The organism is Occallatibacter sp. FHG110214_02 (genome assembly GCF_059115385.1).
Genome location: NZ_JBZYWK010000006.1, coordinates 133,077 through 154,506, shown reverse-complemented (window position 1 = coordinate 154,506; position 21,430 = coordinate 133,077). Strand labels below are relative to the sequence as shown.

Below are 21,430 nucleotides of genomic sequence, written 5' to 3'. Positions count from 1 at the left end.
GGTTGATTGGCGCGCGAAGCGCACAGTGGCTGCATGCAATGCAAGAAAAAGGGGCGCGGCAGACATAGCTGCCGCGCCCGCTGGGTTGAACGGGTTAGAAAACGATTTTTCCGCCGAACTGGAATTCGCGCGGGTCTTGAGCACCCGTGACGAAGCCGAAGTTGGCAGCGGATGCCGCGTTGTTGAATGCGTTGAACTGCGTGTGGTTGAAGGTGTTGAAGCTGTCCACACGGAACTCAAAGCGTGCGCGCTCGGTAAAGGCGAACGATTTGTAGAGCGAGGTGGTGAAGTTGGAACGGCCGGGGCCGACCACAGCGTCACGACCTTCGTTGCCGAAGCCGAGGTTCAGGCCGCCATCCCAGGCTGCGACCGGCGCGGAGAATGCGTCGCCCGAAACCCACTGGTAGCCGGAGTTGCTGCCCACGGTGGTCTTGGCCTTGGGGTACTTGATTTTGCCGGTGACGTCCGGACGGTTGGTGTAGCCGCCGCCGAGGCCAACGGTATCGGCATAGCCGCCGCCGGGGGTGTTGCTACCCGCCCAGGGAAGGCCCGATTCCGAGACGATGACACCGGAGAGCTCCCATCCGCCTAGCAGGCTGTGTTTCAGGCCGCTGGAGGAGTTGAAGAAGGGAAGCCTATAGGTGTAGTTGATGTTGAGGACGTTGCGGCGATCGAGCGAGCCTGAACCCTTGTCGTACCTGAGGTTCCAGGGGTTCGAGGTGGTGTCGAGGTCGTTCGAGCCTACCTGGTCGTCGATTTCGTGCGCCCAGGTGTAGTCGATTTCAAAGCTCAGGCCGTGGCGGCTCTGCTGGCGCAGTCCGATCTGGGCGCTGTTGTAGCTTCCGGTGAGGATGTTGCTGATCTGGTTCATGCCGTTGTAGCCAGGATAGGTGCGTGTGATGTTCGAGTTTGCAGAGGAGAGCTGACCAGCTGCTGCAATCTGGCGGCTGATTGCGCACGTGCCCTGCACGAAGTCGGTTTGTCCAGGGTTTGCTGTAATTTGGCAGCCTGCCTGAGGGAGGAGCGGCGTGGCGAGCGTGAAGTTGTTGATCGGCAGGAAGGTGTTCTGGTGCCAAGCAATGTTGCCAACGTACTGCGTGACGAGGATGAGCGAGGGGAGAATCTCGCGCTGCACGCCGAGCGAGTACATGGCCACGCCGGGAGCCTTGTAACGGGTGGCGAGGCTGTTGGGGCCGTTGACAAATAGCGGAGTAGTAGCTGCGCCGCCTGAGTTCCAGTTATAGCTGGTGTTGGTCAACTCTACGTTGGTGGCGGTTGGCGTGGCAACGAATGGCGCATTGCCGGCAACGTCGTAGATATCATTGCCCTGAATGCGTTCGTAGAAGGTGCCAAAGCCGCCGCGTACAACGGTTTTACCATTACCCGTCAGGTCATAGCTGAAGCCGACGCGGGGCTGCACAGTGTTGTAGTCGTTGGTGACGAGGCCGCGTGGTGTGCCGTTCTGGCCCGCGATGTCAACGCCGTTCATGTAGAACTGAAGGCCAGTCTTGTCGGTATAGATGCCGGGGCTGTTGGCTGCAAACGAGCCATCGTTATTGAAGACGGGTGCGAGAGCTGCCTGATAGTGTGCGGCGTTGAAGTTCGAGATGGAGTTGGTGCGCTCCCATGCGTGCGGCAGGGCGTCGTAGCGGAGGCCGTACTGCAGGCTGAGGCGGTTGGTTACGTGCCAGTTGTCCTGGGCGTAGAGCGAGATGGTGTTGTTGACGTAGTGGAAGACGGAATCGGCGTTGGCCTGCTGGTACTGGGTAGCGAGGCCTAGTTCAAAGTCGAGGTAGGAGTCGCCGGTCAGCGGGCCGGAGGGCTTGTGGTTGGTTGTGTCCCAACCGTCGCCGAAGGTGTAGCTGCCTTGCGTGAGAGCGCCGATGATCTGGTTCTTGGTGTAGCGGTTGTAGCCCGCACCGAACTTCATGGCATGCTTGCCATGCGTGACAGAGAGGGCAACGATTTCCGCGTAGTCCTCTGCGCCGTTATGCCACGGATTGGTGTTGACCTGCCAGTTGGTGCCGAAGGTGCTGAAGCCAAGGTTAGGCAGGCGGTTGCCTGGGATGGCGTCCTGGAAGTAGCTGGATGCGCTCCAACCAGAAGGCTTGTCATAGCCCGTTGCTCCGCCGGTGGAGACAGGGTAGATGCCGATCTTGTTGCCGTTGTAGCTGAAAGAGGCTTCGAGAAGCACTTCGGGAGCCAGCGTGCCGGTGAGCTTGATGGTGCTCATGTAGGACGGGTTCACGAAGTTGGAGCCGATGGTGGGATAGCTGTCGCCGGACCACAGAACAGTGGCGTAGTTGGTGCTTACCGCATCATGAACAAAGTGGCCGAAGATTTGCCATTTGTCGTTGATGTTGTGGTCGATGCGGAAGAGGTCTTCGCGCACATAGTTCGGCAGGGTAACGCCGGTGGGCGTGTAGGTGTCGTTGGAGTTGGTGGCCGCAGGCACGTTCTTGGTTGCGTTGAAGAGCAGTGCGTTGGGGTCGAGCAGCGAGCCGGGAATTCTGTTGTCAGGGAACGGAGTGCCCGGTGTGAGGCCCGCGGCTGCGAGCTTGGCGTTGAAGGCGGGGTCCGCAACAGTGGGAACGTAGAGCTGGTTGCCTACGCCCTGCGCTAGCTGGTCAGAGTTGTTAAACGCCGGAACCTTGTAGACGAAGTCCGCCGCGGCGGTTGGGTTGTCGCCTTGCGGCACGGTGTTGATGGGCGAAGTGGATGCGCCCTGGATGATGCGGCGCCATTCTTCGTTGTAGAAGAAGAAGGTCTTGTTGCGGTTACGGTTGTAAACGTGCGGAATGAAGACCGGGCCGCCAAGGTTGGCTCCGAAGACGTTGTAGCGTAACTCGGGGATGGGGGCGCGCTGGCCGTTGTTGTTGTCGAAATAGGTGTGCGCGTCGAAGGCGTCGTTGCGCATGAACTCCCATGCTTCGCCGTGGAACTTGCTGGTTCCCGACTTGAGCGACATGGAGACGGTGCCGCCGGAGGAGATGCCGTAGTCGGGCGGATAGTTGGAGGCGAGCACCTGGAATTCGCCGAGTGCGTCCTGCGAGGGCATGACGGAGGATTTGCCGCCGGAGCCGCGGTCATAAGCTTCGCCGCCGTCCAGAAGCCATACATTATGCGCCTGGTTGAGACCGTTGAAGCTGATGGCGAAGCTGGCGCCTACGGAGGTAGGCATGTTGGAGTCGGGCAGGTTGCCGCTGACGCCAAGGCCGAGCGCGGCAAGAGCAACAACGTTGCGTCCGTTGGTGGCGATTTCTGTAATTTGCTGTTCGTTGATAAGTGTAGAGACGACGTTGGAGTCGGCCTGCACGGTGAGTGCGTCCGCTTGTACGGTAACGGTGGTGGTGTCCGCGCCGACGGTCAGCTTCACGTCTACGCGGAAGGTGGCCGAGATGTTGACCACGATGCCGGTTTGCGCGTATTGCTGGAAACCTTTGGCAGTAACTTTGAGGTCATAGTTACCGGCGTTGAGGCCGGAGAGTTCATAGAGTCCGGTTGCGCTGGATACGGTGGAGCGTGCGACTCCCGTAGCTGGATCCGTAGCTACAACGGTTGCTCCTTCCACAACGGCGCCGGTCTGGTCCGTCACAATGCCTGTAATTGCAGAGTTTGCCTGTGCGTACGCTCCTACGCATGCAAACACGAGCAATAACGGCAACAAGATATGTCTCGCTGCGAGTCTTAGTGCTGTCATCTGACCTTCCTTTAGAAATCAGGTCCTGGTTGCGACTTGTTTTTGTTTGTTTACTTGTGATTCGCATACAACCCAGTCTGAGAAACAAGCCTTGCGTGGTCTGCCTTTCGTCTGCTGCCCGCTTGGAACGCGCCTTGCGGTGTAGCGTGGAGCGAAGGCAAACTCTGTGTTTATGTCTTTTGGTATCTGCAAACTAAATCGATTAAGTTTGCAGAGGCCAAAAAGGTGGTCTTTTGAACCGGAAGACATTTAACTCCCGATTTGAAGGAACTGTCAATAATTCTTTATGGACGTTGTGCGGGAGTTAGAGCTAACTCCCGTTATACGAGTAAATAAAACGTTTACAGTGATTTGCGGGGAGTTGCGGACTTGCGGCGGGGTACTTATCCGTTCAAACGAGCAAGGTCGCGGAGCTGGCGCGCGGTGGCTTCGAGGAAGGTCTCCACGCTGACGCCGGAGGGGATTTCGAGGCCGGATTTGGACTGGATGGCGGAGGCGATTCGGGAGGCCAGGGCAGAGCGGGTGTCGAGCGGCATGTCGAGGCGGCGGGTGAGGAAGTTTTCGAGAACTTCAAGGTCGCTGGCAGTGAGTTTCGCGACTTCCGCGTGAGGCAGGCTGACGAGCATGTGCGGCTCGGGCGGCAGGGCTTGTGGGGAGGCGCTGGCGCTGGTGAAGGTGCGGGAGTCGTAGCCGGTGTTCAGGCTGGACTCGTTCCAGAGGGGGGATTCCGGAACGTGCTGGCGGACGACGAGCGTACCGGCGGCGAGGTCGCCGAGGCGCTGGTGCTGGCGGGTTACGAAGATGGAGATGAGGCCGACGGCGTAGAAGCCGGGAATCTGGTCAATGTAGCGGATGAAGTTGCGGGCCATGGATTCAAAGAGCCCGATGGGGCGGCCGGAGCGCTGGATGACGCGAATTTTCACGGCTTTTTTGCCGGGGGTCTGGCCGTTCCAGAAGGTCTCGAAGAGCGTGAAATAGCCCCAGTTGAAGAGAAAGATGAGGAAGATGACGACGGCGGAGAGCCATTGCGCGGAGAGCTTGCTGAAGGCAGAGAAGGCGGGCGCCAGCAGGATGAAGACAATGATGAGAATCCAGAGCGCGGCAAACCAGAGGACCGTATCGAGGAGCAAGGCGATGAAGCGGCTGCCGAGGCCGGCGAGGGGCATCTCGATTTCGACGAGCTCGGGGGTGTCGATGAAATGCTCGTCAAGATTTCTCGAGACTGGACTCGTCGAGACTGGATTCAGCCGGATTGGGTTACTCTGGTTTGGACTTGTTCCCATGGCAACGATTGTCTCCAACCTGTGGTTGCAAAAGCGGCGGCCTTACTGGAGCCGTCTGGAAGCGCTGCTGGCCGCGGCGGACGCGGACGGCGTGCGAAAGTTGAGCCGCGCGGAGCTGGAGGAACTGGCTCTGCTCTACCGGCAGGTGGCCGCTGATCTTTCCGTGCTGCGTCGCGATGGAACCGCACGCAACTATGCCGCGCATGTAAATCAATTATTGGCTAGAGCCCACCATATTATCTATGCCGGACGTAAAACAAGTTTTGCAACTTTGTTCCGGTTTTTGCGCGATGAGTACCCGGTGATTTTTCGGCGAAACGTGGGGTATGTTGCGGTTTCGACAGCGCTGACGGTGGCTTGCGGCATTCTGGGCGCGATTTTGACGGCGACACGTCCGGAGTTCATGCGGCATTTCCTGGGGCCGGCGATGATTGCCACCATGGAGCGGCACGAGATGTGGACGCACTCCGTGGTGAGCATGGCTCCCATGGCCACGAGCGCAATTATGACGAACAATCTTACCGTCAGCTTTGTCACATTTGCGGGTGGGATTGTCTTTGGGTTGCTGACGCTGTTTTCGCTGTTCAACAACGGCATGCTGCTGGGCGTGATTGGCGCGGCCTGCGCTCACTTTGGCATGTCGGTGAGCCTCTGGAGCTTTGTTGCGCCGCATGGCTCGCTGGAGCTGCCTTCGATTTTGATTGCAGGTGCGGCGGGGCTGAGGCTGGGACGGGCGATGGTCTTTCCGGGCGGGTATCGCTGGAAGGATGCGATTGCGCAGGGCGGCATGGAGGCTTCGCGGCTGGTTTCGGGGATTATTCCGCTGCTGGTGATTGCAGGGTGCTTGGAGGGGTTCTTTTCGCCTTCGGATGCGCCGGTGTGGCTGAAGTTTACGGTCGGCGGGGCACTGTTTTTGCTGCTGAATCTTTGGCTGTTTGCGGCGGGGAAGAGAGAGCCGGGGAGTTAGCTGTATCGTATCCCAGGTCTCCAATTGCAGGAGACCCGGGTACCCAAAGTAGTTAGATTTTGACGAAAATCTTCTTCTTATAGAGAACCAGCACGGGGATGAAGCACACCGCGGCGAAGAGGACCGACCAACTGAAGGCGGCCCAGCCGGGGTTGGGGATGTGGGCGTTGAAGTGGTTGAAGATGAAGCCCGCCAGCGATTCCTTATGGCCTTTGTCGGTGAACTGGAAGAGGTCCATGATGCCGGGGAGCAGTTCGCTCACCATGTAGGCCACAATGGCGTTGGAGCCGAAGACCAGCCAGGGGAAGGTCCAGTCTTTGCGCCAGTTTTTCACCTCAACGGCGAAGAAGCAGACCGTCAGCAGCGCGAGCGACCACCCGGCGGCGACTAAGACATAGGAGCTGGTCCACATCTTTTTATTCAGCGGGAACCAGATGGACCAGAAGTAGCCGAGAGCAAGCAGGGAAATGCAGCCAATGGCGAGGCCAAGGGCCTTCTTGTTGGTGGGCGCGTTTTTGCGCAGGGCAATGCCGGTAATCATGCCGAGCAGCGCGGTGCCTATGGCGGGAATGTCGGAGAGGAAGCCTTCGGGGTCGCGGAGGTTGTGCGTCGTCCAGTCTTCGTAAAGGTGGCCGGGCATGAGTTGCTGGTCAACATAGTTCACAATGTTGCGTTCGCCATCGAGGATGGGGAAGTCACGGCCGGGCATGCCCGCTCCGGGAACGGGAACCAGCGTAACGAGCGCCCAGTAGCCGAGCAGGCAGGCGGCGAGCAGTGCGACTTTGCTGGCGATGCTCTTGTCCGCCAGATAGAAGAGGCCGACGACGAGGTAACAGACGCCGATGCGCGGAAGCACGCCGTAGAAACGCATGTGGTCCCAGTGGAAGAGCGGGAAGTTGTTAACGATCCAGCCGAAGAAGATGAGCACGATGGCGCGGATGACGGTGTGTTTCGCCAGTTCGGCTCGGGAGGCGCCTTTGGCCAGCCGCGCTTCCGTGGCAAAGACCGTCGAGATGCCGACGATGAAGAGGAACGTGGGGAAGACGAGGTCAGTGGGAGTCAAGCCGTTCCATGCGGCGTGATTCATGAAGCCCCATGAGCCGGGTCCACCGTTGTTGTTGACCATAATCATGAAGGCAATGGTGATGCCGCGAACGACGTCGAGCGAGATAAGGCGCTGAGGCTTGAGTGCGGCAATGCCGGCAGTGGACATGCGTGCTCCGTAAGTAGGGATTGCATTCCACCTTATCGGAGCGGAGCACGAAGGGCCAAATCTTTATTAGTTTCTTAGGGGCTGGTAGAGGCGAAGGCCCGGGCTATGGGGCTCGGGCCTTCTGGGTGAGAACGGCGCAGGTTACTGCGCAGCGAGCGTGGTGATGAGCGAGGCTGTCGGGCTGCCCCAGCCGGTTACCAGGTCATATCCGGTGACAGCCGAGTAGCTGCCGGACTTGCCGCTGGTGATGTCGTGGAAGTTGGCCTTGTAAGTGGCGGAGGTCAGGTTTTCCGGATAAATGAGCGGGTTGATAAAGCCGATGTTCGATTTGCCGTTGGCCACGCGCTGCTGGTTGACGAGCGCGATGAAGCTGGCCCACATGGGAGCGGCAAAGCTGGTGCCGCCATACTCGTTGGCGGTGCAGGTGGTCTGGTTGGCGCAGACGTAGAAGGTGAAGTTGGCGTTGGCTGAGACATCCGGGCCGTTGCGATAGGTTGTGGAGCCCTTGTTGGTGGAGGTGATGACGCCGGAGAGCTTTTGCCATGCGGGAATGGCGATTTTATCTGGCGAGATGCCTCCGCCTGAGTCGGTCCACGCGGTTTCAGACTTCCATGCCCCGGCTGCGGAAGCGGTGGTCAGATCGGTGCCGCCGACAGAGGTGACATAGGCATCATCGGCTGGCCATGCTTCATTGCGCGAGGACCATGTGGAGCTGTCGCCAGAGGCAGCGAAGAAGTTTTGGCCCTGTGCGGCCATTTGCTCAAAGTACGGGTCGAGGGACGTGGGATCGGCGGGCGTCCATCCCCACGAGCAGCCGATGGTGGAGACAAGCGGAGTATGCGTGGTCATGGAGCTGATGATGGAAGTGTCCGACGAGCCAACGAAGACCACAAGCCCGGAAAGCCCCGGCGCCATGCCTAGCGCCTGCGTAATGTCGAGTGTCTGCTCGGTGTCGTCGCAGCCATTTCTACGGCTGTAAACGCAGCTTGTGCTGGTGCCGTCAGTCGAGAGCAGGGTGATAGGTACGCTGTTGGTCTGCTTGGCGTTTTTGTAGTAGGTGGTTACGTCAGCCAGGTCGGTGCCGTAGTACTCCCACAGGCCCACGGTTTGGCCTGCGCCTGTGAGCGCGGTTCCGCCGTAGTAGGCGGCGCGCATGTCGCTGCCGAGGAAGGAACTGGACGGGCCGGAGCCGGTGGTGGCTTTGGTTGCCAGCGCAACAGGACGGCCGCCCTGCGCCACCGCGATCTCGTTGCGTACGATTGCGTCGCTGCGTTTGGAGTAGAGCGCATGCGGCGTGGAGAAGTTATCCAGGCCGGAGATATGCCACAGGCGGAAGGGCAGGTCCACGGTTGGCTCGCGGTCAGGGCCAAAGAAGGTGCGGTTTTCCGTGGGATGCAGGTAGTTGGCCATGCTGACATGGAAAGCGGTTTCAACCTTGTCCACGGAGCCTTTTACCTGCACGATGCGGCTGTCGCGAGAGCCGCCTACGACCTGGAGGTTGTAGGACTTTGCGAACTCAAGCACGCGGTCGTAGTCCTCTTGCGTGGGGCCAAAGCGTTCGGTGAACTCCGCAGGCGTGAGGAAGTGGTGGTAATTGGGGCTCTTGGGGTTGTAGATGTCGGCGAGGAGCTTATCGAGGCCTGCCTGGTCGCGAAGAGAGAGCACAAGGTCTAGCTGCAGGGTCTGAGTGGGGGACATGCGCTCCACGTAGGGAGCATCGCCGCGATTGATTTCTTCGCGGACGTGGTGAGTGAGCACGGACTGCGCGCGGCCTGCTATTGCCAGGGACAGCAGAACCGCCGGGATTGCGAGAGTACACCGTACTGCTTTGCGCATACTGGTCTCCTATGGTTCGAGGTTCCGAGGGGAGTTGGAGGAAAGCGCGCTGCGCCGGGGCGCGGAACGCGCTGGTGTGGATGAATTCTGCATGAAAAGGGCGCGGAAGTCGAAGAACGAAAGGACTAACAGAAATTTGCTACCTGCCGGTTACCCTCCGGGGAAGCAACAGGGGCAAGCGACTGATTTTGCAGGAGTCAGTACGTGATGGCAGACGGTTATACGTGACGGTGCGCCCTGCTACACTCGGCCTTTTGAGGATTTTTCACAACTTTGTTTTGCGGGTGCGCTGCTGTGTGCGGCGCGGGAGGTGAGCCGTGCAAGAGTTTCAGCCATTTGTGCCAGCCAGTGAGAAGCGGCCGGAGTTTACGTTGCGCGCCATTCTGCTGGGCGCGGTCTTCGGCATCATCTTTGGCGGGGTAACGGTCTATGTGGGCCTACGTGCCGGGCTGACCGTGGCGGCTTCCATCCCGATTTCGGTGCTGTCGATTAGCATTCTGCGCGCCTTTGGGCGGTCGTCAATTCTGGAAAACAACATTGTGCAGACGACGGGCAATGCGGGGCAGTCGATTGCCTCCGGCGTGATTTTTACTCTTCCGGCGCTGGTGTTTCTTGGTTTCGATCTGGAATATACACGCATCTTTTGTTTGGCCCTGATTGGCGGATGGCTTGGCGTGCTGTTCATGATTCCCCTGCGGCGGCAGTTGATTGTGCAGGAGCATGGCGTGCTGAGTTATCCCGAAGGTACGGCCTGCGCGGATGTGCTGATTGCGGGCGAGAAGGGCGGTTCGCTTGCCAGCCGCGTTTTTCTTGGGCTTGGTCTGGGGAGTGTTTACACCTTCTTTCAAAATGAGAATCTCTTTAAGGCGTGGCCGGGAACGCCGGAGTGGCAGCCGGATTTTGGTCCTGCGCATATTCTGAAAGGCTCGTCGATTAAAGCCGATGCCACGCCGGAATATCTTGGCGTGGGATACATCATTGGGCCGCGCGTGGCGGGAACAATCTTTGCTGGTGGCGTGCTGTCGTGGCTGGTGCTGATGCCGCTGATTTACTTCTTCGGCAAGTCGATTCCGGGGCCCGTGTATCCGGGTACGGTGCCGATTGGCGAGATGGGGCCGAGCCAGTTGTGGTCCACCTATATTCGTCCCATGGGCGCGGGTGCTGTGGCGGCTTCGGGCTTGATTACGCTGCTGAAGACGCTGCCGACGATTGTGAATGCGCTTACGTCTGGCGCGAAAAATCTGCGCGGCGCTGGTGCGGCACAAGGCAAGCCGAAGCGAACCGAAGATGACCTGACGATGCGCACGGTAGTGTTTGGCTCGCTGGCGCTGATTGTCTTTACGTTTTTGTTTCTGCAGTTCAAGCCGGTGCCGGGCGCGTATGTGGGCGTGCTGCCGAACCTGGCGGCTTCGCTGCTGATTGTTGTTTTCGGATTTTTGTTTGTCACCGTTAGTTCGCGGATTGTGGGCTTGATTGGCAGCTCGGCGAACCCCATGTCGGGCATGGCGATTGCCACGCTGATGGCAACCTGCGCGGTGTTTCTTGTGCAGGGATGGACGGCTCCTTCCTTCGGCGCGTTGGCCATTACGATTGGTGGCACGGTGGCGATTGCCGCGGCCAATGCGGGCGACACTTCGCAGGATTTGAAGACGGGATTTCTGATTGGCGCTACGCCGAAGTTACAGCAGATTGCGCTGATGATTGGCGTGGTGGTTTCTACCGTTGCAATTGGCTTCACGCTGAACCTGATGAACACCGGCTTGCAGCACTTTGATGCCGCGCCGCGTGCATGGGACATCAACGCGCAGCACTCCGGTGTAGCGATTCAGAAAGATGTGAAGACGTTGCCGGACCAGTTTCCTGTCATCAATGAAGACAAGACGACAACCGAGCATCATAAGAGCGAGTACGTGGTGTTGAACGCCGTTGGTTCGCCGGAGCTGGCGGATGGCAAGTATCTCTACTCGCCAACGACGGGCCGCATTGAGGTGCAGTGGGTGCAGGGCATTGGCAGTGAGAAGGCCGCGGCTCCGCAGGCTCGGCTGATGGCGACGGTGATTAGCGGTATCCTGAGCCAGAAGCTGCCGTGGGGACTGGTGATGATGGGAGTCTTTCTCGTTATCGCTGTGGAGTTGCTGGGGATTCGGTCGCTGTCGTTTGCTGTGGGTGCTTATCTTTCGATTGGGACCACGCTGGCGATTTTCTGCGGCGGTGTGGTGCGCTGGATTGTGGATCAGGCTGTGAAGCGTGCGGGTGGAGATGCTGCTGAGGCAGATAGTGAGATTTCGCCGGGGTCGCTTTATGCTTCGGGGCTGATTGCTGCCGGAGGTATTGTCGGACTGCTCGGCGTGGCACTCAAGGGATACGAAACCACTGTCGGCAAGGGGGATATTTTGAACTTCCCTGAGTCGAACTTCCTGAATCACTCGTGGGTTTCAGTGCTTGCGTTCGCACTGCTGGCGTTTTCGCTTTACTACTTTGCGCGCAAGCCGTTGAAAAAGTAGTTCCCATAGGCCGATACCGGGGCATGCAGCCCCGGAGTTATCCTAGAAGAGTATGAGCACTACGACCTCTCCCTCGACCGGCGTTTCGGAACAGCAGTATGGCAGCGACAACTACTCGGGCATATGTCCGGAAGCATGGGCGGCGATGGAGGAGGCGAATCACGACTCTGCTCCATCGTACGGCGAGGATGCGTGGACCGAGCGCGCTTCCGATGCCTTTCGCAAGTTGTTTGAGACAGACTGCGAAGTCTTTTTCGTCTTTAACGGAACGGCGGCGAATTCGCTGGCGCTGGCTTCGCTTTGCCAGTCGTATCATGGTGTAATCTGCGCAGACACGGCACACGTGGAGACAGACGAGTGCGGCGCGCCGGAGTTCTTCTCGAACGGTTCCAAGCTGCTGGTGGCGAAGTCTGACAATGGCAAGCTGACGCCGGACCAGATTCATGAGCTGGCGACCAAGCGTCAGGACATTCACTTTCCCAAGCCGCGCGTGGTGACGATTACGCAGTCTACCGAGACGGGCCGTGTGTATTCAACGGCTGAGGTGCGCGCCATCTCTGAAGCTTGCAAGCAGCGCGGCCTCTGGCTGCACATGGATGGAGCGCGTTTCGCCAATGCCTGCGCGCATTTGGGCGAGAGCCCGGCGGAGATGACGTGGAAGAGTGGCGTCGATGTTCTATGCTTCGGCGGTACCAAGAATGGTCTTGCCGTGGGGGAAGCGGTCATCTTTTTCAACCGCAAGCTGAGCGAGGATTTCGATTACCGCTGCAAGCAGGCGGGGCAGCTTGCTTCCAAGATGCGTTTTCTTTCCGCGCCGTGGGTTGGGCTGCTGGAGAGCGGTGCCTGGCTGCGCAATGGACGCCACGCGAATGAGGCCGCGCAGCATCTGGCGAAGCTGATTGCGGATATTCCAAGCGTGAGCATCACGGCGCAGGTGGACGCGAATGCAGTGTTTCTACAAGCGCCGGAGCCGGTGCTGGAAAAGCTGCGGCAGCGCGGATGGCGCTTCTATACGTTCATTGGCGGCGCGGCGCGCTTCATGTTTTCGTGGGATACGGACCTGCGGCGCGTGGAAGCGCTGGCGGCTGATCTGCGCGCAAGCGCAGAAGCCTGAAACTGACCTGCGCGAGTGCGCCAAGTAAAATTCAATTCTGATTAAGCGCGTGCGGGCTTTCCGTTGTAAAAGGCTGCGCGCGCTTTTTCTATGCGGCTGTGATATTTTTCCGCCCACACCCACACGCCGCAAAAGGCTTCGCTAAGCGTGCGGCCCATCTCGGTGAGGCTGTATTCCACATGCGGCGGAATAACCGGGTAGACAGTGCGTGTGAGCAGGCCATCGGCCTCCATCTGGCGTACGGTTTTGGTCAGCATCTTCTGGCTGATGCCGCTTACGTGGTCGCCTAGCTGCGAGAAGCGTAGCGTGCCGTGCTCTTCGAGCGCTTCAAGGACGAGCATGGTCCACTTATCGGCCACGCGGCCAATAATCTCCTGCACAAATTCATCAATTTCCGGGGTGCTGAGCTTGGATGCATAATGTTTTGCAGCGGACTTCTTTTTTGTGGCCATGCTTCACTCTCTTTTGGGTAAGTATAAAACTTTTTCGTGCCTACTTACCAATAGAAAGTTATCGCCGTATGATCTTTTTCGGAGGGAATCAGAAATGAATCCTACTGGAAATACAATTTTGGTAACGGGCGGCGGCTCAGGTATTGGCCGCGCGCTGGCCGAGGAGCTGCAGAAGCTTGGCAACGAAGTGATTATTGCGGGACGGCGCCGCGCCGCGCTTGACGAGACAACGGCTGCGAATCCCGGTATGAAGTCCGCAGTGTTGGATATTGAGCAGGCCGGCGCTATCCGGTCATTTGTACCGGAGCTGCTGGAGCAGTTCCCCAAGCTGAATGTGGTGATTAACAACGCGGGCATCATGCGGCCTGAGAATCTGCTGGGGCAGCCGGAAGATCTAGCCGATGCCGAAGCAATCATTACGACCAACCTTCTGGGGCCGATTCGCCTGACGGCTGCGTTGATTCCGCATTTTCTGAAGCAGCCGAATGCGGCGATTATCAACGTTTCTTCGGGACTGGCATTTGTGCCGCTGGCGCAGACGCCTACTTATTGCGCGACAAAGGCCGCGATTCACTCGTATTCGCAGTCGCTGCGTCAGCAGTTGAAGGACACGAAGATTGAGGTGCTGGAGATTGTGCCGCCATACGTGCAGACGGACTTGATGAACGGTGCAAGCGATCCGCGTGCCATGCCTCTTAAAGACTTTACCTCGGAGACGATGTCGCTTTTGACCTCGCAGCCCACGCCGCCGGAGATTATGACGGAGCGGGTGAAGTTTCTGAGCGAGGCGGTGAATCGCGGTGAGTACCAGAAAATCTTTGGGATTCTGAACTCGCAGACGCACTAAACAAGAATCGCTGGTTGATAGAACGCGCCGGAGTAAATGCTTCGGCGCGTTTTTATGTTTTGGCACTGCGTTTGCGAAAGAGGATGTGCAGATCTTGACGCCAATGCTCGCTAAGGCCGATCAGTTCCCATTCGATCTCTGCCGAGAAGTAATGCAGCACAGGCTCATTGGCAGGATGAATGCGCAGCGCTGGAGCGGCAAGCATCAAGCGCGGCGGTAGCGGCGAAACGGTTGCGCCATCAAAGTAGCCGTTGCGCTCAAATGCGGAGCGGGATGCGCCGCTTGCATCGATGGCGCGATCAGCGTTGAGGGCGCGGACGCGAATCCAGTAGTCAAGTGCCTGCAAGGGAAGATGCAGGTCTTCATTCGCTTTCAGCTCCATGATGACAAGGCGGTTGTTGCGGTCGATGGTGAGGATGTCGAGCATGCCGCGGTCGCTGATAGTGAGTGCGGGCACTTGCGAGTAAATCAGTTCGCCGCGCAGGCCGGGGAGCAGTTCCGGCAACCCGTGCCGCATGCGTGACTCCAGCCATCGTTCGGCCTGGATGCGAAAGAGCGGGTCTTTATGCTCGCCACCGGAATGACGGCTTGCGAAGAGGCGCGCGAAGAGCTTGCGTGCAAGCGATTTCGTTTCTTCGTTGAGCGGCGTTTCGTGTGGACCCGCGCCGAAGGTGATTTCGTTTTGCTGCGTGAAAGAGTTCGCAGCAAAGCCTTGCCGTACGTGGGCAAATTCAAGCCCATGCAAAGCAAGTGCAACTTCGCCTGCGGAGTGAGCTTGAATCTCGACGAGGCTCTTTCCGCCTTCAGGGAGCAGCGCCAGGACCTGGTCGATGCCACTCTTGCAGCGCTCGACGGCAGACTGTACAGAGAACGAACGGATGAGGCGCGAATCAAAGTTGCCGGTGTCGCGGAAGTCGATGGGGATAAGCTCTTCACTGCGTTCGTCGAGCGTGTATAGCTCAAAGCTTGCAGCGGAGTGGTTGAGCCATGCCATGCGCTCGGCGGTGGTGCGCCACGCGTTGGGCGGCAGAATCATTTTCAGCCCGGCAAAATGGCGTCGTGTGTCGGAGTGTTCGCGACAGTAGTTAAGCCACAGAATGCCAAGTGTGAGGACGCCATCGATGACGGCAGTAGACTCAGCTTCGCTTATGCCGATGACGGCATCGGCGGTGGTGCCTTTCAGCAGGCGTCCACGGATGTATGCGGGACCGAAGCTGTTTTCAAGGTCCATCGCATTGCGGAAGCCGTCCACTTTGTAGCCGAGGAAGTTGCGCGTGAGCACACGTTCCAGAAGCCGCTGATAGTTGCGGCGCGCAGTGTCACGAGCAGTGGGTGTGCGGATGTCGCGAGAGGCCACAAGCTCCAATGCCTGTGGCTTGGGCGCGCCCATTTTGCGGGTGAGAATGCGGAGCGAGTGCGCACGCGGCTCAATGCCGACGACGGTGCGCATGAGGTTGCGCTCGTCGCTCCACAGTTGCAGCAGGCAGCGGCCATGCGAGTCCGTAATGGAGTAGCGAGCCGTGCGCATCTCAAAGATGACGCGGCCTTCTTCAAGAAGAGCCGCGTTGGGATGCGCGGCGATGTACTCTTCGAGCTCATGGGCGAGCTTTTCTGGCGCTGCGGATTCTGTTGTGGTAGTGACTCTGTTTTTGCTGGCGAATGCCATTGCGTTACCAGCCCATCCGCTCACGCAGGCGCGTGATGTGTGCGGTGTGGTGTAGGGAGTGCCACTCATAGAGCGCGAGGTTTTGCGAGACGGTCATGGGGCCGCGTTCAGGGTGCCGGAAGGTTTTTGCGAAGTCGCTCTCGATGAGTTGTTCAAGGAATGCGACCATGCGCGCGTGAAGCCCTTCGAGGATGCCTAGTGAAATCTCAATTGGCAATCGGCTGTCAGGCAGCTCGGCCCACGCGGCTTCGTCGTAGGGCTTGATGGTGGGATTGGTTTCCGTCAACGCGAGCTTGAAGCGGATGTAGGAGTTTGCGTGGCTGTCGGCAACGTGATGCACAAGTTGGCGAACGGTCCAGCCGCCTTCGCGGTAGGGAGTGTCGAGCTGAGTATTGGTCAGGCCGTGGACGGCTTCGCGCAGTTTGCCGGGAAGCTGGCGGAGGGTATCAATCAGCTGGGCGCGAGTGGTGGTGACGGCATCGGCGCGGAAGTCGCCAATGGGATAGCGCAGGGACTCCAGATCAGATGTGGGGGTGGTCATGAGCACACATTACCACGAGGCACTGGAAGGCATGTGCTCGTGGATGGACCGCCGGGGGAGGTGGACCGCGTCAGGAAGGACGGCTCCGGCCAGTTGGCTGGTGCGGAGCCGTTTCCAATAGTTGCATCCCACGCGGTTTATACGTGGTGATGGTGGCGGTGATGACGACGGTGATGGTGGTGCAGCGCAAATGCCGGGGAGGCAGTGACTGCGAACGCCATGACCAGAAGGGCAGCAGCAAATAGCTTCTTCATGCGACGAATGTAGCATCTTTATGGCCAGCCGCAAGAGGGCTGTCTGTGGACAATCGGCGGCGCGGAACCAAAGGTGAAACGTGGCGAATAGGCGTAAACTGATAGATACCATGAGTTTTCCCGCTACCGTTTCTTCATCCCAGCCTGAGTCCGGACACAAACGTTATTTTTTTGAGAAATTCGGCATTACCGAGCGGCTGCTGGAGCGCTGCCTGGGTGAGGCGCTTTCTGCCGGCGGCGATTACGCGGACCTCTACTTTGAATCCGTGATGGCGACGAGCCTTGGCGTGGACGAGCAGATTGTGAAGTCGGCCAGCCAGGGCACAAGCGCAGGGTGCGGAATTCGCGTGCTCTCCGGCGAGCGGACAGGCTATGCGTATACTGACAACCTGAGCCCGGAGCGGCTGCTGCACGCGGCCAAGACGGCGGCGCTGATTGCCTCAGGCCCGTCGAAGCAGCCAGTGCAGGGATTTACCGAGGCTTCGGTGGCCAACCTTTACCCGGTGCCGGTGGGCGGATTCGATCTGGACCTGGCGGCGCGGCTGGAGCTGATTCTGCGGATTGACCGTGCGGCGCGTGCCTATGACTCGCGGATTGTGCAGGTGCGGGCGAGCTACTCGGAAGAGCTGCGGCGGATTCTGATTGCCGGTTCGGATGGCTCCTTTGCCAGCGACACGCAACCGCTGAGCCGCTTGAATGCCTTTGTGATTGCGAAGGATGGCGCGATAACGACGCGTGGCTCGGCGGGCGCAGGCGGACGCGCTGGAATTGCCCAATATGCCGGAAGCAAGAGCCCGGAGAACCTGGCGCAGGAGGCTGCACGCGGCGCGATTCTGCAGCTTGGCGCAATTCCTGCCCCGGCAGGCGAGATGGAAGTAGTGCTGGGTCCGGGCTGGCCGGGGATTCTGCTGCATGAGGCCGTGGGCCACGGGCTTGAGGCGGATTTCAATCGCAAGGGCACTTCGGCGTTCAGCGGATTGATTGGGCGTCCGGTGGCCAGTTCCAAGGTTACAGTTGTCGATAATGGCACAATGGCCGGGCGTCGCGGTTCGCTGAATGTAGACGATGAAGGCTCGCCCACGCAGGAGACAGTGCTGATTGAAAACGGAGTGCTGAAGGGCTACCTGACGGACAAGCTTTCGGCGCGGCTGATGGGTACGGCGAACACCGGCTCGGGCCGCCGCGAGAGCTACCAGTCGATCCCTATGCCGCGCATGACGAACACCTACATGCTGGCGGGCGAGGATGAGCCGGAAGACATCATCCGCTCAGTGAAGCGTGGGCTCTATGCGCCGAACTTTGGCGGCGGACAGGTGGATATCACCAACGGTAAGTTTGTCTTTTCAGCTTCCGAAGCGTATCTCATCGAAGACGGCAAGATTACTGCTCCAGTGAAAGACGCGACGCTGATTGGCAACGGGCCGGAAGCGCTGAAGTACGTTTCGATGGTGGGGCATGATCTCAAGCTCGACGAAGGCATTGGAACCTGCGGCAAGAACGGCCAGAGCGTGCCGGTAGGCGTGGGCATGCCCACAATCAAGCTGGACCGCATGACGGTTGGCGGAACGGGAAGGTAGCTCAGGCCGCGCTTTGTTTGTGTGCGATGGGCAACTGCAACTCAATCCGGTCGTGCATTACTTTGGGCGCAACTCGTCCGCGAGGTCCACGCTCAAGGCGCACCAGGCCGTAGTTCGCCATTGTTTTCAGCGTGCGCGAGAGATTGGACTTCCGGCGTCCGGTGAGTTGTTCCAACTCCTCCAGAGAGGTGGGGTTTTGCTCGGCAATAATGCTGAGTAATTCCCGGTTGCCCGCTGAAAGTACGCGAGCAAACGACTCCGTGGAAGGGAACCAGACACGCGGTTCGTGTGCGCCGAGCTTGCGTTTGCCACGGGCAATCTCCATGGTCAGCGCCTTCATCTCCTCATAGCTGGCAATTCCCACTTTCAGTGTCTTCATGGAAGCACTCCCTTCTCTTTCAATACCGCATCCACCGCCGTCCAAAAGTCGGCGAGTAGCGAGGCAGCATCGCTATAGGCGTAAGGCCGAACCGTGTGCAGGCGATGGCGATGATCCTGCGGATCGCCACGTTTCTGCTTGTCTACGCGGTGCGCGTTGTCAAAACCAGCCAGCCTGTTTCCGCTTTTGTCATGCAGCGTGAGGGAATAATCGAGCCCATGCGGTTTTTCAGGCGTAGGCGAAATGCGCGTAACGACAAATCGAACCCAGAACTCGCCTTTCTCATCCACAACTAAGGTGATCCCATTTAGGTCGAGCAACGTGTCTAGCGAGGGATCGGGTGGTTGCACGCTCAAATATTATCATTAAGTGATAACTAATTCAAGGCTGGTGAAATGTGCAGGTGTGCGGCCAATTTTGTTACCTTGGACCCATGCCGGAAGTTGTTTCGCAAGTGGAAAAGACAGAACTGGATTTTGAATCACTAGCCGCGGATATCGTCGCGATGGCCGTGAAGGCCGGCGCAAGCGATGCGGAAGCCGTAGTGAGTGAAGGCGATGAGTTCAGCGTGAACGTGCGCATGGGCCAGGTGGAAACACTGACCGAGTCAGGCTCGCGTGCGCTGGGGTTGCGCGTGTTGTTTGGCAAGCGGTCGGCTTCAGCTTCGACGAGTGACTTCACGGCAGACGGTATTCGTCAGCTTGTCGAAGGCGCTGTCGCGTTGGCGAAGATTACAGAGGAAGATCCGTTTACCGGATTGCCGGAAGCAGGTGAGTTTGGCTCGCTGCCGGGTGATTTGAAGCTTTACTTCGACGATGTCTACTCGCTGCCCGCGGAAGAGCGCATCAACATGGCGCGATGGGCAGAGGCTGCGGCGCTTTCCTACGACCAGCGCATTACCAACTCGAATGGCGCAGGCTTTGATGCGTCTACGGGCCGCAAGGTGATGGCCAACTCGCGTGGCTTTGTCGGTGGCTATCGCACCAGCTATGCGGGCATCTCGGTGGTGCCGCTGGCCAAGGATGAAAATGGCGCAATGCAGCGCGATTTCTGGTTCTCAGGAGCGCGGCGTATGGCGGACCTGGAGTCGCCGGAGTTCGTTGGTAAGGAAGCGGCTCGGCACACGCTGCGCCGCCTCGGCGCCCGCCGCATGCCGACGCAGCAGGTTCCCATTGTCTTTGCGCCAGAGACAGCCCGCACGCTGATTGGTTCGGTGTTTGAGGCAGCTTCCGGCGATTCCATCTGGCGCAGCGCTTCATTCCTTGCAGGCAAGCTGGGCGAGTCGATTGCGGTCGCCGGCTTGACGATCATTGACGACAACACAATGATGCTGCCGAATGGCGTGGGCGGTTTTGGCACGTCGCCGTTTGATGGCGAGGGCCTGCCTTCGCAACGTACTGTCGTCGTCGAGGATGGTGTTCTGCGCAACTATCTTCTCAACACCTACACGGCGCGTAAGCTCGGCATGAAGTCCACGCACAATGCTTCTCGTGGCCTTGCAGGCACGCCGGGAATTGGCGCAGGCAATCTCTATCTTGAGCCGGGCAAGCACACGCCGGAAGAGATTATCGCAGCGGTTCCGAATGGGTTTTACGTCACAAGCCTGATGGGTTTTGGCACGAATCTGGTAACGGGCGACTACTCGCGTGGCGCAATGGGTCTGTGGATTGAGAACGGCCAACTGACGCATGCGGTGGAAGAGGTCACGATTGCGGGCAATCTCGCCGATATGCTGCGCAATATTGTGGCCGTCGGCAACGACCTTGTCTTTCGCGGCGCAGTGGCTTCTCCCACGCTGCGCATTGACGGCATGACGCTCGCCGGGGCGTAATCGTTGCATGCGGCCTGTGTTTCAATCCATAGCCTTCGACCCGGCGGAGCCACAGACCGCTCTTAGCCAGTTGCCGCGCGAGACCGCCGTCTTCGCGCTGTATGGCGAGGACGCGAAGGCCGAGCCGTACATTGGCCGCACGCCCAACCTGCGCGGGCGGCTGGAACGGCTGCTGATTCCCTCGGCAAAGCATCCGCGGCGGCTGCAGCTTGCTGAGCGCGTACGGCGCATTGAATGGCGCATCACCGGCTCGGATTTTGAATCGCTGCTCACGCAGTTTTCGCTGCTTGAAGAGTCGTATGGCGCAAAGGCATTGGACCGCATGCACCTGCGCATGCCGGCCTTTGTCCGTTTCCTCGGCGGCAATCCATACCCGCGCATTACGGTGACGAACCGGCCCAGCCTGCGTGAAGCCGAATGGGCTTACGGTCCGTTCGCCTCGCGTACGCAGGCAGAGCGCTATGCGGATGAGATGCTGAAGCTCTTCCTGCTGCGCCGCTGCGTGGATGACCTCAATCCCGATCCAAGCCATCCGGGATGCGTCTACTCTGAGATGAAGATGTGCTTGGCGCCCTGTTACAAGGGCTGCAGCGATGAGCGCTATACCGAAGAGTCTGAAGCGGTAGAAAAATTCCTTGCGACTCGCGGCGAAAGCAAGCTGGTCACGCTCAAGACGCAGCGTGATGAGGCTTCGGTGAACTTGGAATTTGAATCCGCAGCGGCTCTTCATGCGCAGGTGCAGCGCGTGGAGAGCGTGCGCTCTCTCGCTGCCGAAATTGTGCGTCCATTGAACCAGTTGCGCGGTGTGATTTTGCAGGAGTCCGCGCAGCCGGACGAGGTTGCCGTCTTTTTGTATGAGGACGGACGTCTGCGTGGTCCCGCAGCTTTCTCTACGCTAGGCATGCGGATTCAGAACGAGCAATCCGGCTCCAGTTCGCTCTTTGCGCAGCCTGTAGCGTTGATGCCCGTGCCGGAATGTCCATCCGAAAAGGCTGCCGCGCCGCAGGCTTCGCGAGATGTGTTGGAAGACCGGATGCAGACAGCGTTGGCCGAGCTTTCGGCTGCCACCAATCCGCCAAGTGCTGCCGTTCGCCAGGGGCATCTCGCGCTGCTCAAGCGCTGGTACTACCGCCCGGAGGTAAAGCGCCCCGGCGAAATCTTCTTCCCGGATGCGGAGGGCCAGTGGCCCGTCAAGGCTTTGCTTCGCGGAGTGGGCCGCGTAGCTGCAAAACAGCTTGCCGCCGTGAAACCAGCGTAGAACAATGG

At 59.1% G+C, this 21,430-nt stretch carries 17 protein-coding genes; 7 read left to right on the top strand and 10 right to left on the bottom strand.

Annotated elements, in window-relative coordinates; translation table 11 throughout:
- Window positions 1–94 precede the first annotated feature (94 nt).
- Complete coding sequence (locus tag AC5S3R_RS07855) at window positions 95–3,700, bottom strand: outer membrane beta-barrel protein (RefSeq protein WP_494266466.1); 3,606 nt, start codon at window positions 3,698–3,700, stop codon at window positions 95–97.
- A 383-nt stretch (window positions 3,701–4,083) separates the two neighbouring features.
- Window positions 4,084–4,983, bottom strand: a complete 900-nt coding sequence (locus AC5S3R_RS07850) for an RDD family protein (RefSeq protein WP_494266465.1) — start codon at window positions 4,981–4,983, stop codon at window positions 4,084–4,086.
- Between AC5S3R_RS07850 and AC5S3R_RS07845 the strand changes: the two genes are divergently transcribed.
- Complete coding sequence (locus tag AC5S3R_RS07845; protein ID WP_494266464.1) at window positions 4,982–5,950, top strand: stage II sporulation protein M; 969 nt, start codon at window positions 4,982–4,984, stop codon at window positions 5,948–5,950. The genes AC5S3R_RS07850 and AC5S3R_RS07845 overlap by 2 nt on opposite strands.
- Window positions 5,951–6,002: 52 nt before the next feature.
- Here the strand turns inward: AC5S3R_RS07845 and AC5S3R_RS07840 are convergent, their stop codons facing one another.
- Complete coding sequence (locus AC5S3R_RS07840) at window positions 6,003–7,163, bottom strand: acyltransferase family protein (protein ID WP_494266463.1); 1,161 nt, start codon at window positions 7,161–7,163, stop codon at window positions 6,003–6,005.
- A 141-nt stretch (window positions 7,164–7,304) separates the two neighbouring features.
- Window positions 7,305–8,999, bottom strand: coding sequence for a S53 family peptidase (locus AC5S3R_RS07835; RefSeq protein ID WP_494266462.1), 1,695 nt, complete (start codon window positions 8,997–8,999; stop codon window positions 7,305–7,307).
- Window positions 9,000–9,316: 317 nt separating this feature from the next.
- On the opposite strand from AC5S3R_RS07835, the gene AC5S3R_RS07830 reads away from it, so the two are divergent.
- A complete protein-coding gene (locus tag AC5S3R_RS07830; RefSeq protein ID WP_494266461.1) occupies window positions 9,317–11,503 on the top strand; it encodes an OPT family oligopeptide transporter in 2,187 nt (728 codons plus the stop codon).
- A gap of 52 nt (window positions 11,504–11,555) precedes the next feature.
- The gene (locus AC5S3R_RS07825; RefSeq protein WP_494266460.1) at window positions 11,556–12,617 is read left to right on the top strand and encodes a threonine aldolase family protein; all 1,062 of its coding nucleotides are present in this window, start codon (window positions 11,556–11,558) and stop codon (window positions 12,615–12,617) included.
- Window positions 12,618–12,658: 41 nt separating this feature from the next.
- On the opposite strand, the gene AC5S3R_RS07820 is transcribed toward AC5S3R_RS07825, so the two are convergent.
- Window positions 12,659–13,069, bottom strand: a complete 411-nt coding sequence (locus AC5S3R_RS07820; protein WP_494266459.1) for a winged helix-turn-helix transcriptional regulator — start codon at window positions 13,067–13,069, stop codon at window positions 12,659–12,661.
- Window positions 13,070–13,163: 94 nt separating this feature from the next.
- Here AC5S3R_RS07820 and AC5S3R_RS07815 point away from each other — a divergent pair, with 94 nt between their 5' ends.
- Entirely contained in the window at window positions 13,164–13,916 is a 753-nt protein-coding gene (locus tag AC5S3R_RS07815) for an SDR family oxidoreductase (RefSeq protein WP_494266458.1), read from the top strand.
- Between the two features lie 52 nt (window positions 13,917–13,968).
- Here AC5S3R_RS07815 and AC5S3R_RS07810 read toward each other — a convergent pair whose 3' ends face one another.
- The 3 genes from AC5S3R_RS07810 to AC5S3R_RS07800 form a co-directional block, all read right to left on the bottom strand.
- Window positions 13,969–15,582, bottom strand: coding sequence for a hypothetical protein (locus AC5S3R_RS07810; protein ID WP_494266457.1), 1,614 nt, complete (start codon window positions 15,580–15,582; stop codon window positions 13,969–13,971).
- Window positions 15,583–15,586: 4 nt separating this feature from the next.
- Entirely contained in the window at window positions 15,587–16,123 is a 537-nt protein-coding gene (locus tag AC5S3R_RS07805) for a YfiT family bacillithiol transferase (RefSeq protein ID WP_494266456.1), read from the bottom strand.
- A 70-nt stretch (window positions 16,124–16,193) separates the two neighbouring features.
- Complete coding sequence (locus tag AC5S3R_RS07800) at window positions 16,194–16,364, bottom strand: hypothetical protein (protein ID WP_494266455.1); 171 nt, start codon at window positions 16,362–16,364, stop codon at window positions 16,194–16,196.
- 123 nt (window positions 16,365–16,487) lie between these two features.
- Here AC5S3R_RS07800 and tldD point away from each other — a divergent pair, with 123 nt between their 5' ends.
- Window positions 16,488–17,954 (top strand): metalloprotease TldD, encoded by a 1,467-nt coding sequence (tldD, locus tag AC5S3R_RS07795; protein ID WP_494266454.1) that lies wholly within the window; start codon window positions 16,488–16,490, stop codon window positions 17,952–17,954.
- A gap of 1 nt (window position 17,955) precedes the next feature.
- Here tldD and AC5S3R_RS07790 read toward each other — a convergent pair whose 3' ends face one another.
- Window positions 17,956–18,333 (bottom strand): HVO_A0114 family putative DNA-binding protein, encoded by a 378-nt coding sequence (locus tag AC5S3R_RS07790; protein ID WP_494266453.1) that lies wholly within the window; start codon window positions 18,331–18,333, stop codon window positions 17,956–17,958.
- Window positions 18,330–18,683, bottom strand: a complete 354-nt coding sequence (locus tag AC5S3R_RS07785; protein ID WP_494266530.1) for a toxin-antitoxin system TumE family protein — start codon at window positions 18,681–18,683, stop codon at window positions 18,330–18,332. Before AC5S3R_RS07785 ends, AC5S3R_RS07790 begins: the two co-directional genes overlap by 4 nt.
- A gap of 104 nt (window positions 18,684–18,787) precedes the next feature.
- On the opposite strand from AC5S3R_RS07785, the gene AC5S3R_RS07780 reads away from it, so the two are divergent.
- Together AC5S3R_RS07780 and AC5S3R_RS07775 are read left to right on the top strand one after the other, a co-directional pair.
- Window positions 18,788–20,164: a TldD/PmbA family protein gene (locus AC5S3R_RS07780; RefSeq protein WP_494266452.1), complete on the top strand. Its 1,377-nt coding sequence runs from the start codon at window positions 18,788–18,790 to the stop codon at window positions 20,162–20,164.
- Between the two features lie 7 nt (window positions 20,165–20,171).
- Complete coding sequence (locus AC5S3R_RS07775; protein WP_494266451.1) at window positions 20,172–21,422, top strand: excinuclease ABC subunit UvrC; 1,251 nt, start codon at window positions 20,172–20,174, stop codon at window positions 21,420–21,422.
- The last annotated feature ends 8 nt before the right edge of the window (window positions 21,423–21,430 follow it).